Here is a 22,002-nt window from a genome sequence, read left to right on the forward strand (position 1 = left end):
AAGTGTCCGATCGGACGACGTCGACTCGCTTAGGCTGTTAGAGAAGTGCAGTCCTGCCCGTTTCGTGGGCCTGCTCCCGGTTGCCGGGTCCCGGCGGCCGTGGGGCCGGGGTGAGGAGGTGTCCCACGTGGACGTCGACGCCGGACGCGGCGCCGCCCTGGGGGGCGCCCTTCCGACCCAACCGGGCGAGCTGCCGCTGGCCCGCCGGCTCCGGTCGCTGCTGAGCTGGCCCACCGCCGACACCGACCCGGTCAACCACCTCGTCCGGACCCATCGGACGATCCACCCGGGCACCGAGCCCTCCGTGCTGCGTCGGGCCTACACCATCGCGGAGAACATGCACCGCGGGCAGTTCCGCAAGAGCGGCGAGCCCTACATCACCCACCCGCTGGCGGTGGCCCAGATCTGCGCCGAGATCGGCATGGACGCCACCACCCTCGTCGCCGCGCTGCTGCACGACACCGTGGAGGACACGCGCTACACGCTCCAGGCTCTCGCGGAGGACTTCGGGCGGGAGGTGGCGCACCTGGTAGACGGAGTCACCAAGTTCGACAAGGCGTTCTACGGCAAGGCCGCCGAGGCCGAGACGATCCGCAAGATGATCATCGCGGCCGGCAAGGACGTCCGGGTCCTGATCATCAAGCTGGCCGACCGGCTGCACAACATGCGCACCCTGGGCGTCCGGTCCGCCGCGTCCCGGGAGCGGATCGCCCGCAAGACGCAGGAGGTGCTGGTCCCGCTCTGCGACCGGCTGGGCATCCAGTTGCTCAAGCGGGAGCTCGACGACGTGGTGCTGCTGCACCTGGAGCCGGAGGAGCACGCCCGCATCGCCCGGCACGTGCACGACCGGCCGGGCTGGGACGCGTACCTCGACGAGGTGGTCGCCCGGGCGAAGTCGGCGCTGCGCCGCAACCGGGTCGACGCCGAGGTGACCCCCCGCCCCCGGCACCTCTACTCGATCTGGAAGGACACCGTGGCCGGCGGTCACGCCGCCCCCTACGACCTGCCCCGCATCGCGATCGTGGTGGACGGCCCGGCCACCGACTGCTACGCGGCGCTGGGCGCGGTCCACGGCCTGTGGCGGCCGGTCCCCGGCCGGTTCAAGGACTTCATCGCCTCCCCGAAGAACAATCTCTACCGCTCCCTGCACACCAGCGTCTGCGGGCCGAAGGACCGCACCGTGGAGGTGCTGATCCGCACCGAGGAGATGCACCGCTCGGCCGAGTACGGCGTCGCCGCCGACTTCCGCTTCCCCCGGCCGGGCGGCACCGCCGCCTGCGCGGAGCAGCTCGACTGGCTGCGCCGGGTGCTCGACTGGGAGCAGGACGCGGCCGACCCGGCACAGTTCCTCGAGTCGCTGCGCTGCGACCTCGCCGAGACCCAGATCCAGGTCTTCGCCGACGGGCGGCAGGTCGTGCTGCCGGCCGGGGCGACCCCGGTCGACCTCGCGTACGAGCTGGACACCGAGCGTGGCGACCACTGCCTGGCGGCGCGGATCAACGGCCGGCTGGCACCGCTCTCCTCCGCGCTGGAGGAGGGCGACGTGGTGGAGATCTTCACCGAGACCGACGCGGCGAACGGCTTCGACGCCGATGCCGCCCCCCGCGGCCCCCGCCGGGAGTGGCTCGGCTTCGTCAAGTCGCCGCACGCGCAGATGCAGATCAGCCGGTGGTTCGCCGAGCACACCGAGCCCGGCATCTCCATCCCCGACAAGGTCCGCCTCGGCCGGGCCACCATCGGGCTGGCGCTGCGCAAGCACGACCGCGGGCTGGCCAGCGACCTGCCGCTGCTGCGGCTGTCGGAGGAGCTGGGCTACCCCGACCTGGAGACGCTGCTGGTCGCGGTCTTCGACCGGGTCATCGAGCCGGACACGGTCGTACGCCAACTCATCGACCTGGTGGACCACCGGCAGTGACCGCCCGTCGGGCCCGGGTCGTCCGAACGTTCCTCGGGGCCACTAGCCTGGAGTCATGATCCCCCGCTCGCGCGCCACCGGCCGGGCCGTCGCCTACCAGGTCTTCTACCGGCTGCCGCTGCCAGTGCGCCGCCGCCTGGTCCGGCTGGCCGTGCCGAAGTACATCGTCGGCGCGGTCACCCTCGTCCGCGACGCCGAGGCCGAGGGGGCGGGGCGGCTGCTGCTGCTGCGCCAGCCGCCCGGCCGGGGCTGGGGGCTGCCCGCCGGCCTGTTGCAGAAGGGCGAGGCGCCGGTGGTGGGAGCCGCCCGGGAGTTGTACGAGGAGTCCGGCATCCGGCTCTCCCCCCGCCAGCTGAGCCCCGCCGTCCCCAACGCGATCGTGCACGCCAAGGGCTGGGTGGACGTGGTGTTCACCGCCGAGGTGCCGGCATCGACCACCGAGCTGAAGGTCGACGGCGCCGAGGTCTTCGAGGCCGCCTGGCACCCGCTGGACGACCTGCCCGAGCTGACCTGGCCGACCGCCCGGCTGCTCGCGTACTACGACATCGGGCCGTTGGCCGGACAGTTCCCGCCCCCGGTGCCCGACACGCGGCCGTGAACGCCGACCGGGCCGACCGAGCGGGCGCCACCACCGCTCCGGCCGACCGCGGCGCGGCCACCACCGCCGGCCGGGCCTACGCCCCCGCCACCGTCCCGGTCGACGTCTGCGCGGTGGTGCTCGCCGCCGGCGAGGGCACCCGGCTGCGGCCGCTGACCGAGCGGCTGCCGAAGGCGCTCTGCCCGGTGGGCAACGTGCCGCTGCTGGACCGGGCGCTGGACCGGCTGGCCGGGCTCGGCCTGGTCGGGCCGGCCCGGGTCGCGGTCAACGCCTGCTATCTCGGCGCGCAGGTCGTCGCGCACGTCGGGGACCGCGCCCACCTGTCGGTCGAGCCGGGCGCGCCGCTGGGCACCGCCGGCGGGCTGGCCAACCTGCGGGACTGGATCGCCGGGCGCGGGGTGTTGGTCGGCAACGCCGACGCCTACCTCGCCGACCCCGAGCGGCCCCCGGGGCCGGACATCGCCGCGCTGCTGCGCGACTGGGACGGCGACTCCGTACGCCTGCTCGGCCAGCCCGCCGCCGATCCGCGGGCCCCGGGCACCTTCGACGGCCACGTGTTCACCGGCTTCTCGCTGCTGCCGTGGCGGCTGGTGCGGGAGCTGCCGGTCGGGTTCGGCGACCTCGTCCGGGCGGTCTGGCGCCCGGCGGAGGCGGCCGGCGCGCTGACCGTCGTGCCCTATTCCGGCACGTTCTACGACACCGGCACCCCGGCCGACTACCTGGCGGCCAACCTGCACGCGGCCGGCGGCGGCAGCCTGGTGGCGCCCACGGCCACGGTGACCGGCCGCTGCCGGGCGGCGGTGGTCGGCGCCGACGCGGTCGTCCAGGGCGACGTGGAGCGTGCCGTCGTCTGGCCGGGCGCCACCGTCGGCCCCGGCGAGCGCCTGCGCGACGCGATCCGCGCGGGCGCCACCCTCACCGTCCCCGCCACACCCCCGTCCCGGGGCCCGGGAACATCTAGCATGGGCGACGACGCCGACGAACGGAGAAATGTCCCGTGATCACCGCGATCGTGCTGATCGACTGCGCCACCGACTCCATCCCCGAGGTGGCCGAGGCCCTGGCCGCCCTTCCCGGCGTCAGCGAGGTCTACTCGGTGGCCGGCCACGTCGACCTGATCGCCGTGGTCCGGGTCCGGGAGTTCGACCAGATCGCCAAGGTGATCGCCGGCAGCATCTCCAAGGTGCCGGGGGTGCTGAACACCGAGTCGCACATCGCGTTCCGGGCGTACTCCCAGCACGACCTGGAGGAGGCGTTCGCGATCGGGCTCGCGAACGCCGACTGACCACGGACGCCGGCCGGGCCGGCGCGGGCGCGTGACGGCCGGTCCACCCACTGGTGGACCGGCCGTCACGGTACGGCGACGTCAGCTCTGCGTGGGAGCCGGCGTCTCGGTGGTGGTGCCGCCCGGAGCCGGCGACTCGGTGGTGCCGCCCGGAGCCGGGGTGCCGGTGGTGCCGCCCGGAGCCGGGGTCGTGCCGCCCGGGCTCGGCGTGGCGGTGCCGCTGGCCTGCGGAACCGGGATGCCCAGCTGCTCGGCGAGCTGGACCAGCGCGTCGTAGTGCGCCTGCAGGGTCGGCAGTGCGGTCTGGGCCAGCTGGACCACCGTCTGGTCGGAGCCCTGCGAGATCTCCGTCTGGGTGGCCTGGATGGCCTGGACGTGGCCGGCCAGCTCGCTGGTCACCCAGAGCCGGTCGAACTCCTCGCCGCTGGCGTTGTTGAGCTGGTCGAGGACGGACTGCTGGTCCGCCGTGGGCTCGGCCGGCAACTGCACCCCGAGCTGGGACGCGGTCTGCTGCACCGTCTGGTCGAGCTGCGTGTGGTCCGTCTTGAACCGGGCACCCAGGTCCTTGACCCCCTGGTTCTGGCCCTTCTGCTGGGCCAGGTCACCCGCGGTGATCTCGAACAGGTTCACCTGGTGCATGGCCTGCAGGTACTGGGTGTCCTGCTGCGACGGCTGCACCGCGGCCTGCGCCGCCGCTGCCGGCGCGATTCCCACCAGCACCAGCGCGGCCAGCAGGCCGAGGCGTTTGATACCCAACATGCTTCCTCCCCCTCGAGACGTTGGATCGCACGGATACCCGGCTGACCGGCGTTATTCCTGCGATCCCCGCCCGGGGGGCGACGGACGACACGCCACGCGCGGACCGTGGGAGGGGCGGAAACGGACGCGGCGCCCACCGGAGGACTCCGGTGGGCGCCGCGTCGGGTGTCGCGAGGTCAGCGACGGCTCTCGCCGCTGCCGATCTGCTCCCGGTCGGGCCGCGGCTCGACCGGCGGGTGGCCCGGCGAGACCGGCGCCTCGGCCGGCTTCTCGATCGGGTAGAAGAAGCCCCGGATGGCCGGGCCGAGGGCCCCGAGCCGGTTCATCTTCTTCGGCACGACCCAGCCGGCGTACTCGAGCCCGCCGTGGCCGTCGTGGTCCCCCGCGCTGAGCGGCTGGTGCACCTCTTCGAACCGGCCGTCGGGCAGTCGCCGGATGATGCCGGTCTCGACACCGTGGGCGAGCACCTCACGGTCGTGCTGCTGGAGACCGAGGCAGATCCGGTAGGTGAAGTAGTACGCCAGCGGCGGGAGCACCAGCAGGCCGATCCGGCCGGCCCAGGTCATCGCGTTCAGGCTGATCATGAACTTGTCGGCGATGACGTCGTTGGCGCCGGACAGGGTCAGCACGATGAAGAACGAGACGGCCATGGCGCCCGCCGCGGTGCGCGCCGGCACGTCCCGGGGCCGCTGGAGCAGGTTGTGGCTGCGGGTGTCCTTGAGGCGCCGGGCCTCCAGGAACGGGTAGAGCGTGGAGAGCCCCACCAGGATGCCCGGCAGCACCACCGTCGGCCAGAACAGCGGCGGGATCACGTACCCGTCGCCGATCGGGATGTTGATCTCCCAGGCCGGCATCAGGCGCGTCGAGCCGTCGAGGAACATGACGTACCAGTCGGGCTGGCTGGCGGCCGAGACCACCCACGCCTCGTACGGGCCGAACAGCCAGATCGGGTTGATCTGGAACAGACCGCCCATCAGCGCGATCACGCCGAAGACGACCATGAAGAAGCCGCCCTGCTTGATCGCGTAGCGGGGGAACATCCGCTCGCCGACCACGTTGCCGTTGGTCCGGCCGGGGCCGGGCCACTGGGTGTGCTTCTGCTTGAAGACCAGGCCCAGGTGGACGCTGATCAGCGCGACCAGCAGACCCGGGATGAGCAGCACGTGGGCGATGTAGAACCGGCTGATGATGATGGTGCCGGGGAACTCCCCGCCGAAGATCGACGAGGTGACCCAGGAGCCGATCACCGGGATGGAGAGCATGATCGCCGAGGCGATCCGCAGGCCGGTGCCGGAGAGGCCGTCGTCCGGCAGCGAGTAGCCGGTGAAGCCGGCCAGGAAGCCGACCCAGAACAGCAGCGAGCCGATGATCCAGTTCGTCTCACGCGGCTTGCGGAACGCGCCGGTGAAGAAGACCCGGAGCATGTGCACCACGATCGCGGCCATGAACAGCAGCGCCGACCAGTGGTGCATCTGCCGCATGATCAGGCCGCCGCGGACGTCGAACGAGATGTCCAGGCTGGAGGCGTACGCGGCCGACATCGGCGTGCCCCGCAGCGGGGCGTAGCTGCCGTTGTAGACCACCTCGGTCATCGCCGGCTCGAAGAAGAAGGTCAGGAAGACACCGGTCAACAGCAGGACGATGAACGAGAAGAGCGCGATCTCGCCGAGCAGGAAGGACCAGTGGTCCGGGAAGACCTTGTTCAGCAGCCGGCGCAGCGGGGTGGCCACCTGGAAGCGGTCGTCCACTCCCCGGGCGGCGTTGCCCGGCACAGCTGCCATGTCAAACTTGCGCCGCTTCACGGCCGCTCCCAGAAGTCGGGCCCGACGGTCTCGGTGTAGTCGGACTTGGCCACGAAGTAGCCCTCGGAGTCCACCTCGATCGGCAACTGCGGCAGTCGCCGGCTGGCCGGACCGAAGATGGGCCGGGCGTTGTCGGTGATCAGGAACTGCGACTGGTGGCACGGGCAGAGCAGACGGTTGGTCTGCTGCTCGTACAGGCTCGCCGGGCAGCCGGCGTGCGTGCAGATCTTCGAGTAGGCGGCGTAGTTGCCCCACATGTAGTCGCCGTGCCCGACCCGCTCGTTGGCCCGGCGCGACTCCCGCGCGTCGCTGTCCCGCAGGTGGATCAGCAGGGTCGGCGAGTCGGCGTGCAGGTTGCTCACGCCGTGGTCGATGCCGGGGAAGACCGTGATCTGGCCGCCGGTGCTGACGTCCGCCGGGCGGACCGGACGGCCGTCCTCGCGGACCAGCCGGACCTTGCCGCCGCCCTCGGTCGGGGCGAACCCGGTGGTGAACATCTGGTTGTTCTTGTGCGGCTGGGAGATCAGGCCACCGACCAGGGGCGCGGCGACCACCGCGCCGACCGGCGCGAGACCGGCCAGCAGCGAGATGCCGAGCAGCGGCCGGCGCTTCACGCCCAGCTCGTCGGCCATGTAGAGCATGGTCTGGCCGGTGATGATCCGGTCGTCCTCGCTGACGGCGCCCTCGTGCCGGTCCTGGATCGAGACCTCCTTGGGCAGCAGCTTCTTGCCCCAGGTCAGGATGCCGAAGCCGATGCCGAGCAGGGCCACGCCGAGGGTGACGCCGAGCAGCGGAGTGTACCACGTGTCGCCGCCGCGGCCGGGAGCGTACTCCCACGGCCACCAGATGTAGACCACCAGGAAGGCGGTCGCCGCCAGCCCGGTCAGCAGGAAGAACGACGCGACGGTGCGGGTCAGCCGGCGCTCGGCCTTGCTGCCCGGGGCGACCTGCGGCTCGTAGTGGACGATCTCGATGTCGTCCCGGCGCGCGCCCTCGCGGACGATGTCGAACTGGCTGAGCCCGGGGGTCGTCACGTCGAGCGGTTCCCGGCCCTGCTGGGCCTGGTGCTCGGTGTGCGTGGTCATGCCGTCACCTCGCTACGGGCGGTGCCGGACCCCGGCACCACAGCACTGAATCGGATGATCCGCCCGGTCACGACTTGCCCGCGATCCACAGGCTCGCGAAGACGAGCGCGACGATGCCGACCAGGAAGATCGCCAAGCCCTCGGTGGACGGCCCGTACCGACCGAGGTTGAAGCCACCCGGGTCCTGGTCGTGCTTCAGGGTCTCCTGGATGTAGGCGATGATGTCCGCCTTCTGCTCCGGGGTGATCTGGTTGTCGCCGAAGACCGGCATGTTCTGCGGGCCGCTCAGCATCGCGGCGTAGATCTGCCGGTCGCTGGCCGGACGCAGGCTCGGGGCGTACTTGCCGGAGGAGAGGGCGCCGCCGCCACCGCCGAAGGCGTGGCACTGCGAGCAGTTGATCCGGAACAGCTCGCCGCCGGCGGCGATGTTGCCGTCGGAGTGGAGGTCCTCGCCGTCGGGCAGGACGGGACCGCCGCCGAGCTCCTGGATGAACTGCGCGAGCTGGCGGGTCTCCTCGTCGGTGAACAGCTCCGGCTTGCGCTCCGCCTGGGCCTCCTGGCGGGCCATCGGCATCCGGCCGGAGCTGACCTGGAACTCGACCGAGGCCGCGCCGACGCCGATCAGGCTCGGCCCACGGCCCTCGACGCCCTGGGCGTTGCGACCGTGACAGGTCACACAGCTCACGTCGAACAGCGCCTTGCCTTCCGCGGCGGCGCCGGTGAGCGGGGCGTCCTGCGCCTGCACGCCGGGGGCGAAGACGGTGTAGGCGCCGCCGGCCAGCATCAGCGCGGCGAACAGCCGGACCGCGGCACCCAGCCGGCGGCGGCCCCTGCTGCGCGCCGCGGGCCGCTCGCGCAGCCGCGCGAGCAGACCGCGTCGGCGGTCGTTGTCAGAAGTCATGACCTGTGTCCTTAACCGGTTGGACCTTGTCTCAGGGGACGGAGCAGCGGCGCGGTTCGTGACGCGCCAAGATCACTGAAGCCAGTAGATCATGGCGTAGAGCCCGATCCACACGACGTCGACGAAGTGCCAGTAGTAGGACACGACGATCGCCGACGTGGCCTGCGCCGGCGTGAACCGGCCCATGGTCGTGCGGATCATGAAGATGATGAAGGCGATCAGACCGCCGGTCACGTGCAGACCGTGGAACCCGGTGGTCAGGTAGAACATCGACCCGTACCCGTCCGAGTTGATCTTGATGCCCTCGTGCACCAGCTCGCGGTACTCGTTGACCTGACCGAGCACGAAGATCAGGCCCATCACGAAGGTGATCGTGAACCAGCGCCGCAGGGCGTGGACGTCACCCTTCTCGGCGGCGAAGACACCGAGCTGGCAGGTCACCGACGACATCACCAGGATCACCGTGAAGGTGGTCGCGTACGGGATGTTGAGTACCTCGGTGTGCTTCGCCCACTGCTCCGGCGCCGCCGCGCGGATGGAGAAGTACATCGCGAACAGCGCCGCGAAGAACATGAGTTCACTGGAGAGCCACACGATCGTCCCGACGCTGACCATGTTGGGTCGGGTCAGGGAGTGGATCCGGCTCTTGTCAATGGCTGGGGCCGCAGTCACGCGGTCATTATTGCCCTTGACCGGGGCCGGCGATCAGCGGGGTGGCAAACCGGTGGCGTCGGCAGCCCGATCGGGGTCGTCCGGTTCGCCTGACCTAGGCTGAAAAGCGTGCTGCACGTCGATCCGATCTTCACCGCAACCTCGGCCGCCGCGCCCACGGTGACCGCGGCCACCCCGCCGCCGTTCACCGTCACCTCCGTGTTCACCGAGACCCGGCTGGACAGTTGGCTGGCCGTCGGCCTGGTGCTGGCCGCCGGCATCTACCTCTACGGGGTGCACCGGCTCCGGCTCCGGGGCGACCGGTGGCCGGTGGCCCGGACGGTGTTCTTCCTCGGCCCCGGCCTCGGCGGGATCGCGGCGGTCACCGTCAGCGGCCTGCACGCGTACGACACGGCGCTGCTGTCGGTGCACATGGTCCAGCACATGGTGCTCTCCATGATCTCGCCGATCTTCCTCGCGCTGGGCGCGCCGGTGACGCTGGCCCTGCGTACCCTGCCGCTTCGGCCGCGCAAGCGGCTGTTGGCGATCGTGCACAGCCGGGTCGCGCGGATCTACAGCTACCCGCTGGTGGCGTTCGCCATCTTCGTGGTCAACCCGTTCGCGCTCTACTTCACCGACCTGTACCGCTACACGCTCGAGCACGCGTGGGCGCACGAGGTCGTGCACGCGCACTTCATCATGACCGGCTGCGTGTTCTTCTGGCCGCTGCTCGGCCTCGACCCGCTGCCCGGGCGCTGGCCGTACCCGGGCCGGGCGCTGCTGATGCTGCTCTCCGTGCCGTTCCACACGGTGCTCGGGCTCACCATCATGCAGAGCACCACGCTCTTCGGCGGCGACTGGTACCCGTCGCTCGGGCTGACCTGGTCCGACCCCTGGGAGGACCAGGTGGTCGCCGGCGGCATCCTCTGGGCCGGCGGCGAGTTCGTCAGCGTCACGATGCTGGCCGTGCTGGTCGTGCAGTGGATGCGCCACGCCGAGCGGGAGGCCCGCCGGATCGACCGCGACCTGGACCGCCAGGAGGCCCGTCAGCGCGCCGCGGAGTCCGCCGCCTGACCTGCGCCGACGGTACGCCCCGGCGTCGCCGACGGGCGGACGTCACGCACCTCACACCGACGGGTAGGATCAGCCGGCAGCTACGAGGTGGGAGCCTGTCCAGCCAATGAGTGAGCGCAGCGAGCGAATCACCAAGCGCAGTGCGACGGTGCATCATGACGGCACCGCTCACAGCCCGATCCCCGGCCGAGGCCGTGGTGACGCTGTGGGATCCACCGGCGCGGCGTGGACTCGGACCGTTCGGCGAAGCGGAGTGTCGGCATGAGTGATCGTCTTTGCACCGTCCTGCTCTACAGCGACGACCCGCAGGTCCGTGACCGGATGCGGCTCGCCGTCGGCACGCGCCCCGCGCCCGGTCTGCGGATCGAGTTCGTCGACGCGTCCACCTACGCGGAGTGCGTCCGGCTCGTCGACGACTACGAGATCGACCTGCTGCTGCTCGACGGCGAGGCGACCCCGGGCGGCGGCATCGGCATCGCCCGGCAGATCAAGGACGACCGGGACGACGCTCCCCCGACCTGCGTGGTGATCGCCCGCGCCGCCGACCGATGGCTCGCGGCCTACGCCGAGGTCGACGCCACCCTGGTGCACCCGCTCGACCCGGTGACCACCGGCACCACGGTGGCCGAGCTGCTGCGGACGCACGCCCCCGCCTGACGTCCCCCGCTCCGGCCCGTCTCGGCGCCGGACCACCCGGCGCCGGTTCCATCCCACCCGCTTCGCACGCTCGGGAGGCCCGCCATGGGCGATCGGACCTGGCCGCACCTGCTCGCCGCGCTGCTGCGCGGGGAGGAGCTCTCCACCGCCGACACCGCTTGGGCGATGGGCGAGATCATGTCCGGCGCGGCCGCCCCGGCGCAGATCGCGGGCTTCGCCGTCGCGCTGCGCGCCAAGGGCGAGACCTCGGCCGAGCTGGCCGGCCTGGTGGAGGCGATGCTCGGCCGGGCGGTCGCGGTCGAGCTGCCCGAGGCGCTGCGGGACACCGCCCTCGACGTGGTCGGCACCGGCGGTGATCTCGCGCACACGGTCAACATCTCCACCATGGCCTCCCTGGTGGTGGCCGGCGCCGGGGTCCGGGTGGTCAAGCACGGCAACCGGGCGGCGTCCTCCTCCTGCGGCACGGCGGACGTGCTGGAGTTCCTCGGCGTGCCGCTGGACCTGGGGCCGGAGGGGGTGGCCCGGTGCGTCGCGGAGGCCGGCATCGGCTTCTGCTTCGCGGCCCGGTACCACCCCGGCATGCGCCACGCCGGCCCGGTACGCCGGGAGATGGGCGTGCCCACCTTCTTCAACTTCCTCGGCCCGCTGACCAACCCGGCCCGGCCGCGGGCCGCCGCGGTCGGCTGCTTCGACCTCCGGATGGCCCCGGTGATGGCGGGCGTCTTCGCCGCCCGGGGCGACTCGGCTCTGGTGATGCGCGGCGAGGACGGGCTGGACGAGTTCACCACCGCCGCGCCGACCCGCGTCTGGGCCATCCAGGCAGGCACGGTCAGGGAGGCGCTGCTGGACGCGACCGACCTCGGGGTGCCCAGGGCCACCCTGGCCGACCTGCGGGGCGGAGACGCCGCGTACAACGCCGACGTGGTGCGCCGGCTGCTGGCCGGCGAGACCGGCCCGGTGCGCGACGCCGTCCTGGTCAACGCGGCGGCGGCGCTGGCCACCCAGGGGCCCCTCGACGGCGACCTCACCGAGGCGTTGCGCGTCGGGATGGGCCGGGCCGCCGAGTCCGTCGACTCCGGGGCCGCCGCCCGCGTCCTGGACCGCTGGATCGAGGCCGCCCGCGCCGACTGATCGCCGGCGGCCACCCCGGCGGGCCGGGTGGCGTGCGGAAGTTGTCGGACCCCCGTGGGAAACTACAAATGAGTAGTTTTCCACTTCCATTATGCGCTGTTCACCACAGCACATCCGTCGTGCGCCGTGCGGCGCGGCAGTTCCGCCGTGCACCCCCGACGGGACCCGAGCGAGAGGAGACGCCCGTGTCGGAGCGCGAGCTCTACTGCGCCACCTGCGAGGGCGTTCAGCCGTTCGAGGCGCCGCCGTGCGTCGACGGCCACGGCGTCGACTGCCCCGAGCTGGCCTGCACGGGCTGCGGCGAGGCGGTGCTCGTCGCCACGTTCACCTTCCGGGCCCCGCGCCTGGCGCAGCGGCACCGCCGGCCGTCGCCCCACCGCCGCGCCGCCTGACCCCTCCGCGTCGTCTGCACGATCGCCACCCGACCCGGTCCGCGCCGCCTGGACCATCGCCACCGCGCCGCCTGAGCCCGGCCGCGCCGCCTGACGCGGCCCGCGCCGGCCCCACCGCCCGGCGGCGCGGCGCACCCCCCGGCCCGGCACACGCCCGGCGCGGCACGCCCCCGGCCGGTCCTCGGCTGCCCCGCACGTCGGCGATCACGGCACGAAGGCCCGCCTCCCCGAGGGGAGGCGGGCCTTCGTCACGTGCAGGGGGCCGTCGTCGGCCGCCGGCTCAGTGCTCGGCGGTGCGCCGGGTGCCGCTGTAGTACTCGAACAGCAGGCCGCAGGCCGCGAAGATGACCGCCACCGCACCGACGCCCAGCAGCCAGAACTGCCAGAAGACGAGGCCGAAGCCGGTCAGCGCGGCGGCCAGCGCCAGGCCGAACGGCCAGTAGCTGCCCGGGCTGAAGAAGCCGACCTCGCCCGCGCCGTCGGCGATCTCACCGTCCGGCCGGTCCTCCGGCCGCAGGTCGATCCGGCGCGAGACGAACCAGAAGAAGCCGCCGCACATCGCGCAGAGCAGGAAGCTCAGCAGCAGTGCGATCGTGCCGACCCACTCGACGTGGCCACCGGAGTCGGCGGCGGTCCAGCCCCCGTAGAGGGCGGTGGCGAAGAGCAGGAACCCGGCGATGACCAGGAAGATACGCCACTCGGTCTTCATGCCAGCCCCCTCAGCTTCCCGTACCGGCCGGCGCGCTGTCCGGGTTGAAGTTGGCCTCGGTGCGACGGGTCTCGAACGGCCGCGTCTTCTGCGCGTACGGATCCTCACCGATGGCCGTCAGGGCCTCCTGCGTGGACTTGCCGTCCCGCTTGGCCGCCAGGAACTGGTCGTACTTCTCCGGCGAGACGACCCGCAGCTCGAAGTTCATGAAGGCGTGGTAGCTGCCGCACAGCTCGGCGCAGCGGCCGACGAAGGCGCCCTCGGTGTCGAGCTTGGAGACCTCGAACACGTTGCGGATCTTGCCCGGCATGACGTCCCGCTTGAACAGCAGCTCCGGCACCCAGAAGGAGTGGATGACGTCGCGGCTGGTCTCCTCGAACCGGATGGACCGGTCGGTCGGGAGCACCAGGATCGGGATGACCTCGCTGGTGCCGAGCACCGAGGCGACGGTGTTGGCGTCCTTGCCCTGGCCGTCGCGGTAGTTGAACTGCCAGTTCCACTTGAACGCGACCACCTCGACCGTGACGTCGGGGTTCTTGGTCGTCCGCACCACGTCGGTCTGCACGACCGCCGTGTAGTAGAAGAGCACGGAGACGATCAGGATCGGCGCGATGGTGTAGAGGAACTCCATCGGCATGTTGTAACGGGTCTGCACCGGCAGCTCGTTGCCCCGCTTGCGGTAGCGCACGATGCACCAGAAGATCAGGCCCCACACGAACACGCCGACCGCGAGCGCCGCGACGCACGAGGCGATCCACAGGTCGTACATCCGGTGGGACTCGGGCGAGATGCCGCCCTGCGGCCAGCCGAAGCCGCCGAACGCGGCGCCGACGTCGCAGCCCGTGAGCAGGACCAGCAGCGCCGCCCCGCCGAGACCGAGCCCGGCGATCCGACCAGCACCACGCCCCCGGCGCCCACCGGCTCCTGGGGAAGCGCTGTGCCGTACGGCCGACGGCCGTACCTCCGAACTCCTTGCGACCACCTGGTCCTGCCTCCCTAGCGCGCCGCGGTGTCTGTTCTGTTCTGCCGGTCTCCGCCGGGGGCGGAGCGACAACACCGGCGGCAAAGGCGTCACCGACGGTCGCAGATTACTCGACCATGACGGGCTCGACCGTCTTGGGGTCACTCTCCGCCCCCATCGGGGGGATCTTGGGCGTGCCGGCGCGATAGCGTTGGCTTCCGTGAGCGCTTCCCCGGTCTACCTGGACGCGGCCACCGCCGCGCCGCTGCACCCGGTCGCCCGACAGGCGCTGCTGGCCGCCCTCGACGACGGATGGGCCGACCCCGGCAGGCTCTACACCCAGGCCCGCCGCGCCCGCCAACTGCTCGACGCCGCCCGCGAGGCCACCGCGCAGACGCTCGGCGTGCGCGCCGACGAGATCTCCTTCACCCCCAGCGGTACGACGGCCGCGCACGCCGCCGTGCTCGGCGGCCTGGCCGGCCGGCGGCGGGTCGGCCCGGCCCTGGTGCACTCCGCGATCGAGCACTCGGCGGTGCTGCACGCCGCCGAGCGGCACGTCGCCGCGGGCGGCACGGCGATGTCGGTGCCGGTGGACCGGCGGGGCCGGCTGGACCTGGACGGCTGGTCGGCGGCGGTGCGGGCACCGGGCGTGGCGCTGGCCGCGCTGATCGCCGCCAGCCACGAGGTCGGCACGCGCCAACCGGTCGCCGAGGCCGCGCGGGAGTGCGCCGAGGCCGGGGTGCCGCTGTTCGTGGACGCCGCCCAGGTGGTCGGCCGGGCGCCCGTGCCGGCGGGCTGGTCGGTGCTGACCGCCAGCGCGCACAAGTGGGGCGGCCCGCCCGGGGTGGGGCTGCTGGTGGTGCGCAAGGGCACCCGGTGGGAGTCGCCCTGGCCGGCCGACGAGCGGGAGTCCGGGCGTACGCCGGGAACGCTCAACCTGCCGGCGGTGGTCGCGGCGGCGGCGAGCCTGCGCGCGGCGGCGGCCGACGCGGCGGCCGAGGCGGCCCGGCTGGCGCCGCTGGTGGACCGGATCCGGGCCCGGGTGGCGGCGGAGGTGCCCGACGTGGAGGTGGTGGGTGATCCCGACGACCGCCTCCCGCACCTGGTGACGTTCTCCTGCCTGTACGTCGACGGGGAGGCCCTGCTGCACGCGCTGGACCGGCGCGGGTTCGCGGTCTCCTCCGGCTCCTCCTGCACCTCCTCCACGCTGCGCCCGTCGCACGTGCTGGAGGCGATGGGGGTGCTCTCGCACGGCAACGTGCGGGTCTCGCTGCACCGGGAGACGACGGAGGCGGACGTGGAACGGTTCCTCGCCGAGTTGCCCGAGGTCGTGGCGCGGCTGCGCGCCGAGGCGGGGGTGGTGGGGCTGTGACGGCGCCGGCGGAGATCCTCGACTGTCGTGGTCAGCGCTGCCCGCTGCCCGTGATCGCGGTGGCCCGGCGGCTGCCCGAGCTGCCCGTCGGCACGGTGGTGCGGGTGCTGGCCGACGACCCGGCGGCGGCGGTGGACATCCCGGCCTGGTGCCGGATGCGCGGCCACGAGTTCCTCGGCACGGTCACCGGCCCCGACGGCCCGGCCTTCGACGTCCGCCGCCTCCACTGAGAGGTGTCAGGAAGGACACCCGGTCGAGGCGGAGGGCCCTTCCTGACACCGAGGTCGGGGTTACGGCAACAGGTGCGGCCGGATGTCCTCGGCGGCCACGTCGCCGTACGACTCGGCCATCCGCTTGACGAACAGGTCACGGCGGACCTCGTACTCCTGCGTGCCCACGGTCTCCAGCACCAGCGTGGCGAGCAGGGAGCCCACCTGGGCGGCCCGCTCCAGCCCGAGGCCCCAGGACAGCGCGGTGAAGAAGCCGGCCCGGAAGCCGTCGCCGACCCCGGTGGGGTCGACCGCCCGGATCTCCCGCGCGATCGGCACGTGGATCGGGTCGATGTCGCGCCCGGCGATCTCCACGCCGTGCTTGCCCAGCGTGGTGACCCGGACCTTGACCCGGTCGAGCAGCTGCGCGTCGCTCAGCCCGGCCTTGCTCTGCAGCAGCGACTTCTCGTAGTCGTTGGTCATCAGGTAGTCGGCGCCCTCGATCAGCGCGACGACGTCCTCGCCGTCCATCCGGGCGAGCTGCTGGGACGGGTCGGCGGCGAAGGGGTATCCCCGCTCCCGGCACTCGGCGGAGTGCCGCAGCATCGCCGCCGGGTCGTTCGCGCCGACCAGGACCAGGTCCAGCCCGTCGAGGCGGCGGGCCACCGGCTCCAGCTCGATGTTGCGGGCCTCGCTCATCGCGCCGGCGTAGAACGAGGCGATCTGGCACATGTCGGTGTCCGTGGTGCAGACGAACCGGGCGGTGTGCGCCACCTCGCTGACGTGCACCGAGCCGCAGTCGACCCCGTGCCGCTCCAGCCAGGAGCGGTAGTCGGCGAAGTCCGCGCCGACCGCGCCGACCAGCACCGGGCGCAGGCCGAGCTGTCCCATGCCGAAGGCGATGTTCGCCGCCACGCCGCCACGACGCAGCACCAGGTCGTCCACCAGGAAGGAGAGCGACACCTTGTGCAGCTGGTCGGCGATGAACTGGTCGGCGAAGCGGCCGGGGAAGCTCATCAGGTGGTCGGTGGCGATCGAGCCGGTCACGGCGATCTTCATGTCAACCCTCGGGGTCGGGAGCAGGGCGCCGGTCAGCCTACCGGTCCGGCCCCCTCAGGATGACCCGTCGGTCCGGCCTCGGTCATCTTCTCGGCTGCGCTACCGGGCCCGAACGCGGCAGCGGGGCCGCCCCGAGGGGACGGCCCCGCTGGTCGCGAGCGGAGGTGGGCTCAGCTGAACGAGTCGCCGCAGGCGCAGGAGTTGCCCGCGTTGGGGTTGTCGATCGTGAAGCCCTGGGCGTCGATGCGGTCGGCGAAGTCGATGGTGGCGCCGGCCAGATAGGGGGCGCTCATCCGGTCGACGACGACCTCGACGCCGTCGAAGTCGGTGACGACGTCACCGTCGAGCGAGCGCTCGTCGAAGAAGAGCTGGTACCGCAGGCCGGAGCAGCCACCCGGCTGCACGGCGACCCGGAGCCGCAGGTCGTCGCGGCCCTCCTGCTCGATCAGGGCCTTGACCTTCTGCGCCGCGACGTCGGTGAGGACGACGGACGTGGGGGCCTTGGCCTCGGTCGACTCGGTCTGCGCTGGCGTGGTCACGTGAAATCTCCCTGCGCGGTTGGGTCCGGACGGACTGGCCAACATCTCACGTCGCCCAGCCATTCCCGGTGTGGTCCAGATCCGATGGTACGCCGCTGCGACCGGCCTCACCCGGCCGCCGTGACGCGGGCCGCCGCAGCCGGCGCGCCGGCGGACCCGACCGGGCGGCGGGCGAGCGGCTCCCGGCCGCGCGACGCCGTCGGCGAGCGCGCCGGCCAGGTCACGCCCGCGGGCCGGTCAGCGGCTCCACTGCCGGGCCAGCCGGGCGCCGAGCGCCCGCAGCCCCTCGGCCGGGCGCTCCAGCGCGGCGGCCAGCCCGCCGCGCTCCTCGCCCCCGAAGTGCTCCACCAGGCTGTACGCGTCGGTCACCCCGGCCGCGCCCGCCTCCCGCCGGCCGGCGCTCACCTGGCCGGCCAGCACCACGCAGGGCAGGCCCCGGTCCCGGGCGGCGCCGGCCACCCCGGCCACCACCTTGCCGCGCAGCGACTGGTGGTCGAACGAGCCCTCCCCGGTGACCACCAGGTCGACGGCGTCCAGGGCGGCGTCCAGCCCGATCGCCCGGGTGACCAGGCCGATGCCCGACTCGCAGTGCCCGCCCAGCGCCAGGACGGCCGCGCCGAGGCCCCCGGCCGCGCCGCCGCCGGGCAGGGCGCCCAGCCGGTCGGGGCAGCCGGGCAGGTCCCGCTCCAGCACGGCGGCGAAGCGCTCCAGCGCGGCGTCGAGCAGCAGCACGTCCGCCCGGTCGGCGCCCTTCTGCGGGCCGAACACGTTGCTCGCCCCGTGCAGGCCGAGCAGCGGATTGTCCACGTCGGTGGCGGCCACCAGCCGGGCGTCGCGCAGCCGGGGCGCCCCGTCGAGCGCGACCGCGGCGGCCAGCGCCGCGCCGCCGTACGGCAGCGCCCGGCCCCCGTCGTCCAGCGGGGTCACGCCGAGCGCGGTGAGCATCCCCGCGCCGCCGTCGTTGGTGCCGGAGCCACCCAGGCCGATCACCACCGTGCGGGCGCCGGCCTCCACGGCGGCGGCGACCAGCACCCCCAGGCCGTACGAGGTGGTGGTCTTCGGGTCGCGCTCGCCCGCGTCGAGCAGGTGCAGCCCGCACGCCTGGGCACTCTCCAGCCAGGCGGTCGTCCCGCCGTCGGTGGTGAGCAGGATCTCACCGGCGACCGGGCGGCCCAGCGGGTCGACGGTCGGCACCGGGATCCGACGCCCGCCGAGCGCGTCGCCGAGCACGTCGAGGAAGCCCGGCCCGCCGTCGGACAGCGGCCGGACGAGCAGGTCGTCGCCGGGAGCCACCTCGCGCCAGCCGGCGACCACGGCGTCGGCGACCTCCGGGGCCGACAGGGTGCCGGCGAACTTGTCCGGGCAGAGCAGCACGCGCATGCCGAGCAGTGTGGCAGCCCACACCGGTGGAGGCTGCGCTCAGGCCACCCTGTGGGACCATGGGATACGTGACTTCGACCTGGGTGGAACCCTCCAACACCGCAACGGCACTGCTGCTGCTCGGCCGGGGCAGCGACCCCGCCACCGAGCGTGGCGTCGAGTGTCCGGGTGACCTTCCGGCGCCCAGCGACCCGGACCTGGTGGCCCGGGCGGCGGCGGCGAAAGCGAAGCTGGGCAGCAAGGTCTTCGTGCTGGGGCACCACTACCAGCGCGACGAGGTGATCCAGTTCGCCGACGTCACCGGCGACTCGTTCAAGCTGGCCCGCGAGGCGGCGGCCCGCCCCGACGCGGAACACATCGTCTTCTGCGGCGTGCACTTCATGGCCGAGAGCGCCGACATCCTCACCTCGGACGCGCAGAAGGTCGTCCTGCCGGACCTGGCCGCCGGCTGCTCGATGGCGGACATGGCGGTGCTGTCGCAGGTCGAGACGGCCTGGGACGTGCTGACCGACCTGGGCATCGCGGAGCAGACCGTCCCGGTCACGTACATGAACTCCTCGGCGGACATCAAGGGCTTCGTCGGCCGTAACGGCGGCGTGGTCTGCACCTCGTCGAACGCGAAGCGGGCGCTGGACTGGGCGTACCAGCAGGGGTCAAAGGTGCTCTTCCTGCCCGACCAGCACCTGGGCCGCAACACGGCCGTGCTGGAGATGGGCCTCTCGCTGGACGACTGCGTGCTCTACGACCCGCACAAGCCGAACGGCGGGCTCACCCCGGAGCAGCTGCGCGACGCGAAGATGATCCTCTGGCGGGGGCACTGCTCGGTGCACGGCCGGTTCACCCTCGACAGCGTGAACGACGTGCGGGAGCGGGTGCCGGGGGTGAACGTGCTGGTCCACCCGGAGTGCCGGCACGAGGTGGTCACCGCCGCCGACTTCGTCGGCTCGACGGAATACATCATCAAGGCCATCGAGGCGGCCCCGGCCGGCTCGGCGTGGGCGGTCGGCACCGAGCTGAACCTGGTCCGCCGGCTCGCGCTGGCCCACCCCGACAAGCAGATCATGTTCCTGGACAAGGCGGTCTGCTACTGCTCGACCATGAACCGGATCGACCTGCCCCACCTGGTCTGGGCGCTGGAGGAGCTGGTGGCCGGCCGGGTGGTCAACCAGATCACGGTCGACCCGGACACCGCGCACCACGCCCGGGTGGCGCTGGACCAGATGCTCGCCCTGCCCGGGGCCGACACCCCGCCGCCCGCGGCAAGCTGATCACGCTCGGTAGCACCACTGGTACGTAAATGGGCCCGATCACCGATTAGTGCCCTGAGGGGCGATCTGACCGGGTCCATTTACGTCACGGAGGGCTATGCTGCCGGGGCGACGAATCACGCGGCCGTTTCGACATGACCGCATTCCGGGTAGCGAAGACATCGCGGGCCCACCATCAACACGGCAGCACCGACGCGCTGGAGGTTGCGTTGACCGACGACGTCCTGGTCGTACACGGAGGTACTCCGCTGGAAGGGCGGATCCGCGTGCGCGGCGCGAAGAACCTGGTCTCGAAGGCGATGGTCGCCGCTCTGCTGGGCGACAGCCCGAGCCGGCTGTTCGACGTGCCGAAGATCCGTGACGTCGAGGTGGTCCGGGGCCTGCTCGGCCTGCACGGCGTGAAGGTCACCGACGGCGAGGAGGACGGCGAGCTCGTCTTCGACCCCGCGAACGTGGAGAGCGCGAGCACGGACCAGATCAACGTGCACGCGGGCTCCAGCCGGATCCCGATCCTGTTCTGCGGGCCGCTGCTGCACCGCCTCGGCCACGCCTTCATCCCGGACCTGGGCGGCTGCCACATCGGGCCGCGCCCGATCGACTTCCACCTCCAGGCGCTGCGCGAGTTCGGGGCGACGGTCGAGAAGACCCCGGAGGGCCTGCACCTGTCGGCACCGAACGGGCTGCACGGCACCAAGTTCTCGCTGCCGTACCCGAGCGTCGGGGCGACCGAGCAGGTGCTGCTGACGGCGGTGATGGCCGAGGGGGTCACCGAGCTGCGCAACGCGGCGGTGGAGCCGGAGATCATCGACCTGATCTGCGTCCTGCAGAAGATGGGCGCGATCATCAAGGTGCACACCGACCGGGTGATCGAGATCCAGGGCGTGCCGAGGCTGCACGGCTACACGCACCGGCCGATCCCGGACCGGATCGAGGCGGCGAGCTGGGCCGCGGCGGCGCTGGCGACCCGCGGCCACGTCGAGGTCCTCGGCGCACAGCAGGCCGACATGATGACGTTCCTGAACATCTTCCGCTCGGTCGGCGGCGAGTACGAGGTCACCGACGCCCGGCCGCCGAAACTGGGCGACCCCGGCCAGGAGGGCGGCATCCGGTTCTGGCACCCGGGCGGCGAGCTGAGGTCGGTGGCCCTGGAGACCGACGTGCACCCGGGCTTCATGACCGACTGGCAGCAGCCCCTGGTGGTGGCGCTCACCCAGGCCCGGGGCCTGTCCATCGTCCACGAGACGGTCTACGAGCAGCGGCTGGGCTACACCGAGGCGCTGAACTCGATGGGCGCGAACATCCAGGTCTACCGGGACTGCCTGGGCGGCACCCCGTGCCGCTTCGGCCGGCGCAACTTCAAGCACTCCGCGGTGATCGCGGGGCCGAGCAAGCTGCACGCCGCCGACCTGGTCATCCCCGACCTGCGGGCCGGTTTCAGCCACCTGATCGCCGCGCTGGCGGCCGAGGGCACCTCCCGGGTCTACGGCGTCGACCTGATCAACCGGGGCTACGAGGACTTCGAGGCGAAGCTCGCCGACCTCGGCGCGCACGCCGAGCGTCCGTAACGTCGACCACTCCCGACCGCGCCCGGTGCACCGCGATGTGCACCGGGCGCCGTCGTTTGGCTACCCTTTCCGCGTGCCGTCGCTGTTTCGCCGCAAGTCCACCGACCTCGTCGACGAGGCCGTCACCCCGGTGACGCCCGACGAGGAGTCCTCGTCCGCCCAGCCCCGGGGCTACACCCCGAGCAAGAAGGAGCTGGGCAAGGTCACGCCGAAGCGGCCCAGCGCCGGCCGCCGGCCGGCCGCGGCCACCAAGCCGCTGACCAAGGAGGAGGCGCGGGAGCGCCGGCGCCAACTGCGCGCGGAGTCGGCGGCGGAGTTCCGCCGCGAGGGTGGGCCCCGTGACCGCGGCCCCGAGCGGCTGCTGGCCCGCAACGTGGTCGACTCCCGGCGTACGGTCGGCACCTGGTTCTTTGGCGGCGCGCTGATCGTGCTGATCGGTTCCAACGCGGCGATGCCCCCGATCGTCCGCCTGGTCTCCAATCTCCTCTGGGGCGCGCTCGCGCTGGGTGTGGTGGTCGACTCGTTCCTGATCTCCCGCAAGATCCGCAAGCTGGTCCGGGAGCGTTTCCCGAACACCGGGCAGCGGATGGGCTCGCTCTACCTCTACGCCATCATGCGGTCGATCACCTTCCGCCGGATGCGCGCGCCCGAGCCCCGGGTCAACATCGGCGACCCGGTCTGACCCCGCCG

The 22,002-nt window shown here is 72.5% G+C and carries 23 protein-coding genes; 13 read left to right on the forward strand and 10 right to left on the reverse strand.

Translation table 11 applies throughout. The annotated features are described in order from the left end of the window. Positions 1-127 precede the first annotated feature (127 nt). The 4 genes from ACGF5G_RS14815 (at position 128) to ACGF5G_RS14830 (ending at position 3,798) form a co-directional block, all read left to right on the forward strand. On the forward strand, positions 128-1,915 hold the full coding sequence (locus ACGF5G_RS14815; RefSeq protein ID WP_393263309.1) for a RelA/SpoT family protein: 1,788 nt from the start codon (positions 128-130) through the stop codon (positions 1,913-1,915). 55 nt (positions 1,916-1,970) lie between these two features. Beyond that, positions 1,971-2,513 carry an NUDIX domain-containing protein gene (locus tag ACGF5G_RS14820; protein ID WP_393262902.1) on the forward strand — a complete coding sequence of 181 codons (543 nt, stop codon included), beginning with the start codon at positions 1,971-1,973 and terminating at the stop codon, positions 2,511-2,513. A 113-nt stretch (positions 2,514-2,626) separates the two neighbouring features. Continuing rightward, the gene (locus ACGF5G_RS14825) at positions 2,627-3,514 is read left to right on the forward strand and encodes an NDP-sugar synthase (protein WP_393263311.1); all 888 of its coding nucleotides are present in this window, start codon (positions 2,627-2,629) and stop codon (positions 3,512-3,514) included. Then, on the forward strand, positions 3,511-3,798 hold the full coding sequence (locus tag ACGF5G_RS14830) for an Lrp/AsnC ligand binding domain-containing protein (RefSeq protein WP_350707952.1): 288 nt from the start codon (positions 3,511-3,513) through the stop codon (positions 3,796-3,798). Before ACGF5G_RS14825 ends, ACGF5G_RS14830 begins: the two co-directional genes overlap by 4 nt. 81 nt (positions 3,799-3,879) lie before the next feature. On the opposite strand, the gene ACGF5G_RS14835 is transcribed toward ACGF5G_RS14830, so the two are convergent. From ACGF5G_RS14835 to ACGF5G_RS14855, 5 genes are all read right to left on the reverse strand, one after another. After that, the gene (locus ACGF5G_RS14835; RefSeq protein ID WP_393262904.1) at positions 3,880-4,557 is read right to left on the reverse strand and encodes a DUF4142 domain-containing protein; all 678 of its coding nucleotides are present in this window, start codon (positions 4,555-4,557) and stop codon (positions 3,880-3,882) included. 176 nt (positions 4,558-4,733) lie between these two features. After that, positions 4,734-6,359, reverse strand: a complete 1,626-nt coding sequence (locus tag ACGF5G_RS14840) for a cytochrome bc complex cytochrome b subunit (protein WP_393262906.1) — start codon at positions 6,357-6,359, stop codon at positions 4,734-4,736. Then, positions 6,356-7,444: a ubiquinol-cytochrome c reductase iron-sulfur subunit gene (locus tag ACGF5G_RS14845; RefSeq protein ID WP_393262908.1), complete on the reverse strand. Its 1,089-nt coding sequence runs from the start codon at positions 7,442-7,444 to the stop codon at positions 6,356-6,358. Before ACGF5G_RS14845 ends, ACGF5G_RS14840 begins: the two co-directional genes overlap by 4 nt. Before the next feature lie 67 nt (positions 7,445-7,511). Beyond that, positions 7,512-8,345 carry a cytochrome c gene (locus tag ACGF5G_RS14850; protein WP_393262910.1) on the reverse strand — a complete coding sequence of 278 codons (834 nt, stop codon included), beginning with the start codon at positions 8,343-8,345 and terminating at the stop codon, positions 7,512-7,514. A gap of 72 nt (positions 8,346-8,417) precedes the next feature. After that, positions 8,418-9,017 carry a heme-copper oxidase subunit III gene (locus ACGF5G_RS14855; protein WP_393262911.1) on the reverse strand — a complete coding sequence of 200 codons (600 nt, stop codon included), beginning with the start codon at positions 9,015-9,017 and terminating at the stop codon, positions 8,418-8,420. Between the two features lie 108 nt (positions 9,018-9,125). Between ACGF5G_RS14855 and ACGF5G_RS14860 the strand changes: the two genes are divergently transcribed. From ACGF5G_RS14860 to ACGF5G_RS14875, 4 genes are all read left to right on the forward strand, one after another. After that, positions 9,126-10,070 (forward strand): cytochrome c oxidase assembly protein, encoded by a 945-nt coding sequence (locus ACGF5G_RS14860; RefSeq protein ID WP_393262913.1) that lies wholly within the window; start codon positions 9,126-9,128, stop codon positions 10,068-10,070. A gap of 261 nt (positions 10,071-10,331) precedes the next feature. Next, positions 10,332-10,727 (forward strand): hypothetical protein, encoded by a 396-nt coding sequence (locus ACGF5G_RS14865; protein WP_350682093.1) that lies wholly within the window; start codon positions 10,332-10,334, stop codon positions 10,725-10,727. Positions 10,728-10,811: 84 nt separating this feature from the next. Then, complete coding sequence (gene trpD / locus ACGF5G_RS14870; protein ID WP_393262916.1) at positions 10,812-11,858, forward strand: anthranilate phosphoribosyltransferase; 1,047 nt, start codon at positions 10,812-10,814, stop codon at positions 11,856-11,858. Positions 11,859-12,043: 185 nt separating this feature from the next. Then, positions 12,044-12,250 carry a hypothetical protein gene (locus ACGF5G_RS14875; RefSeq protein WP_393262918.1) on the forward strand — a complete coding sequence of 69 codons (207 nt, stop codon included), beginning with the start codon at positions 12,044-12,046 and terminating at the stop codon, positions 12,248-12,250. Between the two features lie 280 nt (positions 12,251-12,530). On the opposite strand, the gene ACGF5G_RS14880 is transcribed toward ACGF5G_RS14875, so the two are convergent. Then, the gene (locus ACGF5G_RS14880) at positions 12,531-12,959 is read right to left on the reverse strand and encodes a cytochrome c oxidase subunit 4 (protein ID WP_357693104.1); all 429 of its coding nucleotides are present in this window, start codon (positions 12,957-12,959) and stop codon (positions 12,531-12,533) included. A gap of 10 nt (positions 12,960-12,969) precedes the next feature. After that, positions 12,970-13,941, reverse strand: coding sequence for a cytochrome c oxidase subunit II (gene coxB, locus ACGF5G_RS14885; protein ID WP_393262920.1), 972 nt, complete (start codon positions 13,939-13,941; stop codon positions 12,970-12,972). 199 nt (positions 13,942-14,140) lie between these two features. Here coxB and ACGF5G_RS14890 point away from each other — a divergent pair, with 199 nt between their 5' ends. Together ACGF5G_RS14890 and ACGF5G_RS14895 are read left to right on the forward strand one after the other, a co-directional pair. Continuing rightward, positions 14,141-15,292, forward strand: coding sequence for a cysteine desulfurase family protein (locus ACGF5G_RS14890; RefSeq protein ID WP_393262923.1), 1,152 nt, complete (start codon positions 14,141-14,143; stop codon positions 15,290-15,292). Continuing rightward, on the forward strand, positions 15,289-15,522 hold the full coding sequence (locus tag ACGF5G_RS14895) for a sulfurtransferase TusA family protein (RefSeq protein WP_350682105.1): 234 nt from the start codon (positions 15,289-15,291) through the stop codon (positions 15,520-15,522). The genes ACGF5G_RS14890 and ACGF5G_RS14895 overlap by 4 nt, the downstream gene beginning before the upstream one ends. Before the next feature lie 60 nt (positions 15,523-15,582). On the opposite strand, the gene ACGF5G_RS14900 is transcribed toward ACGF5G_RS14895, so the two are convergent. From ACGF5G_RS14900 to ACGF5G_RS14910, 3 genes are all read right to left on the reverse strand, one after another. Further along, on the reverse strand, positions 15,583-16,560 hold the full coding sequence (locus ACGF5G_RS14900; RefSeq protein WP_393262925.1) for a carbohydrate kinase family protein: 978 nt from the start codon (positions 16,558-16,560) through the stop codon (positions 15,583-15,585). 170 nt (positions 16,561-16,730) lie between these two features. Continuing rightward, positions 16,731-17,099, reverse strand: a complete 369-nt coding sequence (erpA, locus tag ACGF5G_RS14905; protein ID WP_091104634.1) for an iron-sulfur cluster insertion protein ErpA — start codon at positions 17,097-17,099, stop codon at positions 16,731-16,733. Positions 17,100-17,336: 237 nt separating this feature from the next. Beyond that, the gene (locus ACGF5G_RS14910; protein WP_393263313.1) at positions 17,337-18,479 is read right to left on the reverse strand and encodes a glycerate kinase; all 1,143 of its coding nucleotides are present in this window, start codon (positions 18,477-18,479) and stop codon (positions 17,337-17,339) included. A 68-nt stretch (positions 18,480-18,547) separates the two neighbouring features. Between ACGF5G_RS14910 and nadA the strand changes: the two genes are divergently transcribed. From nadA to ACGF5G_RS14925, 3 genes are all read left to right on the forward strand, one after another. Then, positions 18,548-19,747, forward strand: coding sequence for a quinolinate synthase NadA (gene nadA / locus ACGF5G_RS14915; RefSeq protein WP_393263315.1), 1,200 nt, complete (start codon positions 18,548-18,550; stop codon positions 19,745-19,747). A gap of 209 nt (positions 19,748-19,956) precedes the next feature. Further along, complete coding sequence (murA, locus tag ACGF5G_RS14920) at positions 19,957-21,312, forward strand: UDP-N-acetylglucosamine 1-carboxyvinyltransferase (protein ID WP_393262927.1); 1,356 nt, start codon at positions 19,957-19,959, stop codon at positions 21,310-21,312. A 73-nt stretch (positions 21,313-21,385) separates the two neighbouring features. Next, complete coding sequence (locus ACGF5G_RS14925; protein ID WP_393262929.1) at positions 21,386-21,994, forward strand: DUF3043 domain-containing protein; 609 nt, start codon at positions 21,386-21,388, stop codon at positions 21,992-21,994. The last annotated feature ends 8 nt before the right edge of the window (positions 21,995-22,002 follow it).

This window comes from Micromonospora sp. NPDC047730 (assembly GCF_043204765.1).
In the GTDB taxonomy this organism is placed as follows: Bacteria; Actinomycetota; Actinomycetes; order Mycobacteriales; family Micromonosporaceae; genus Micromonospora.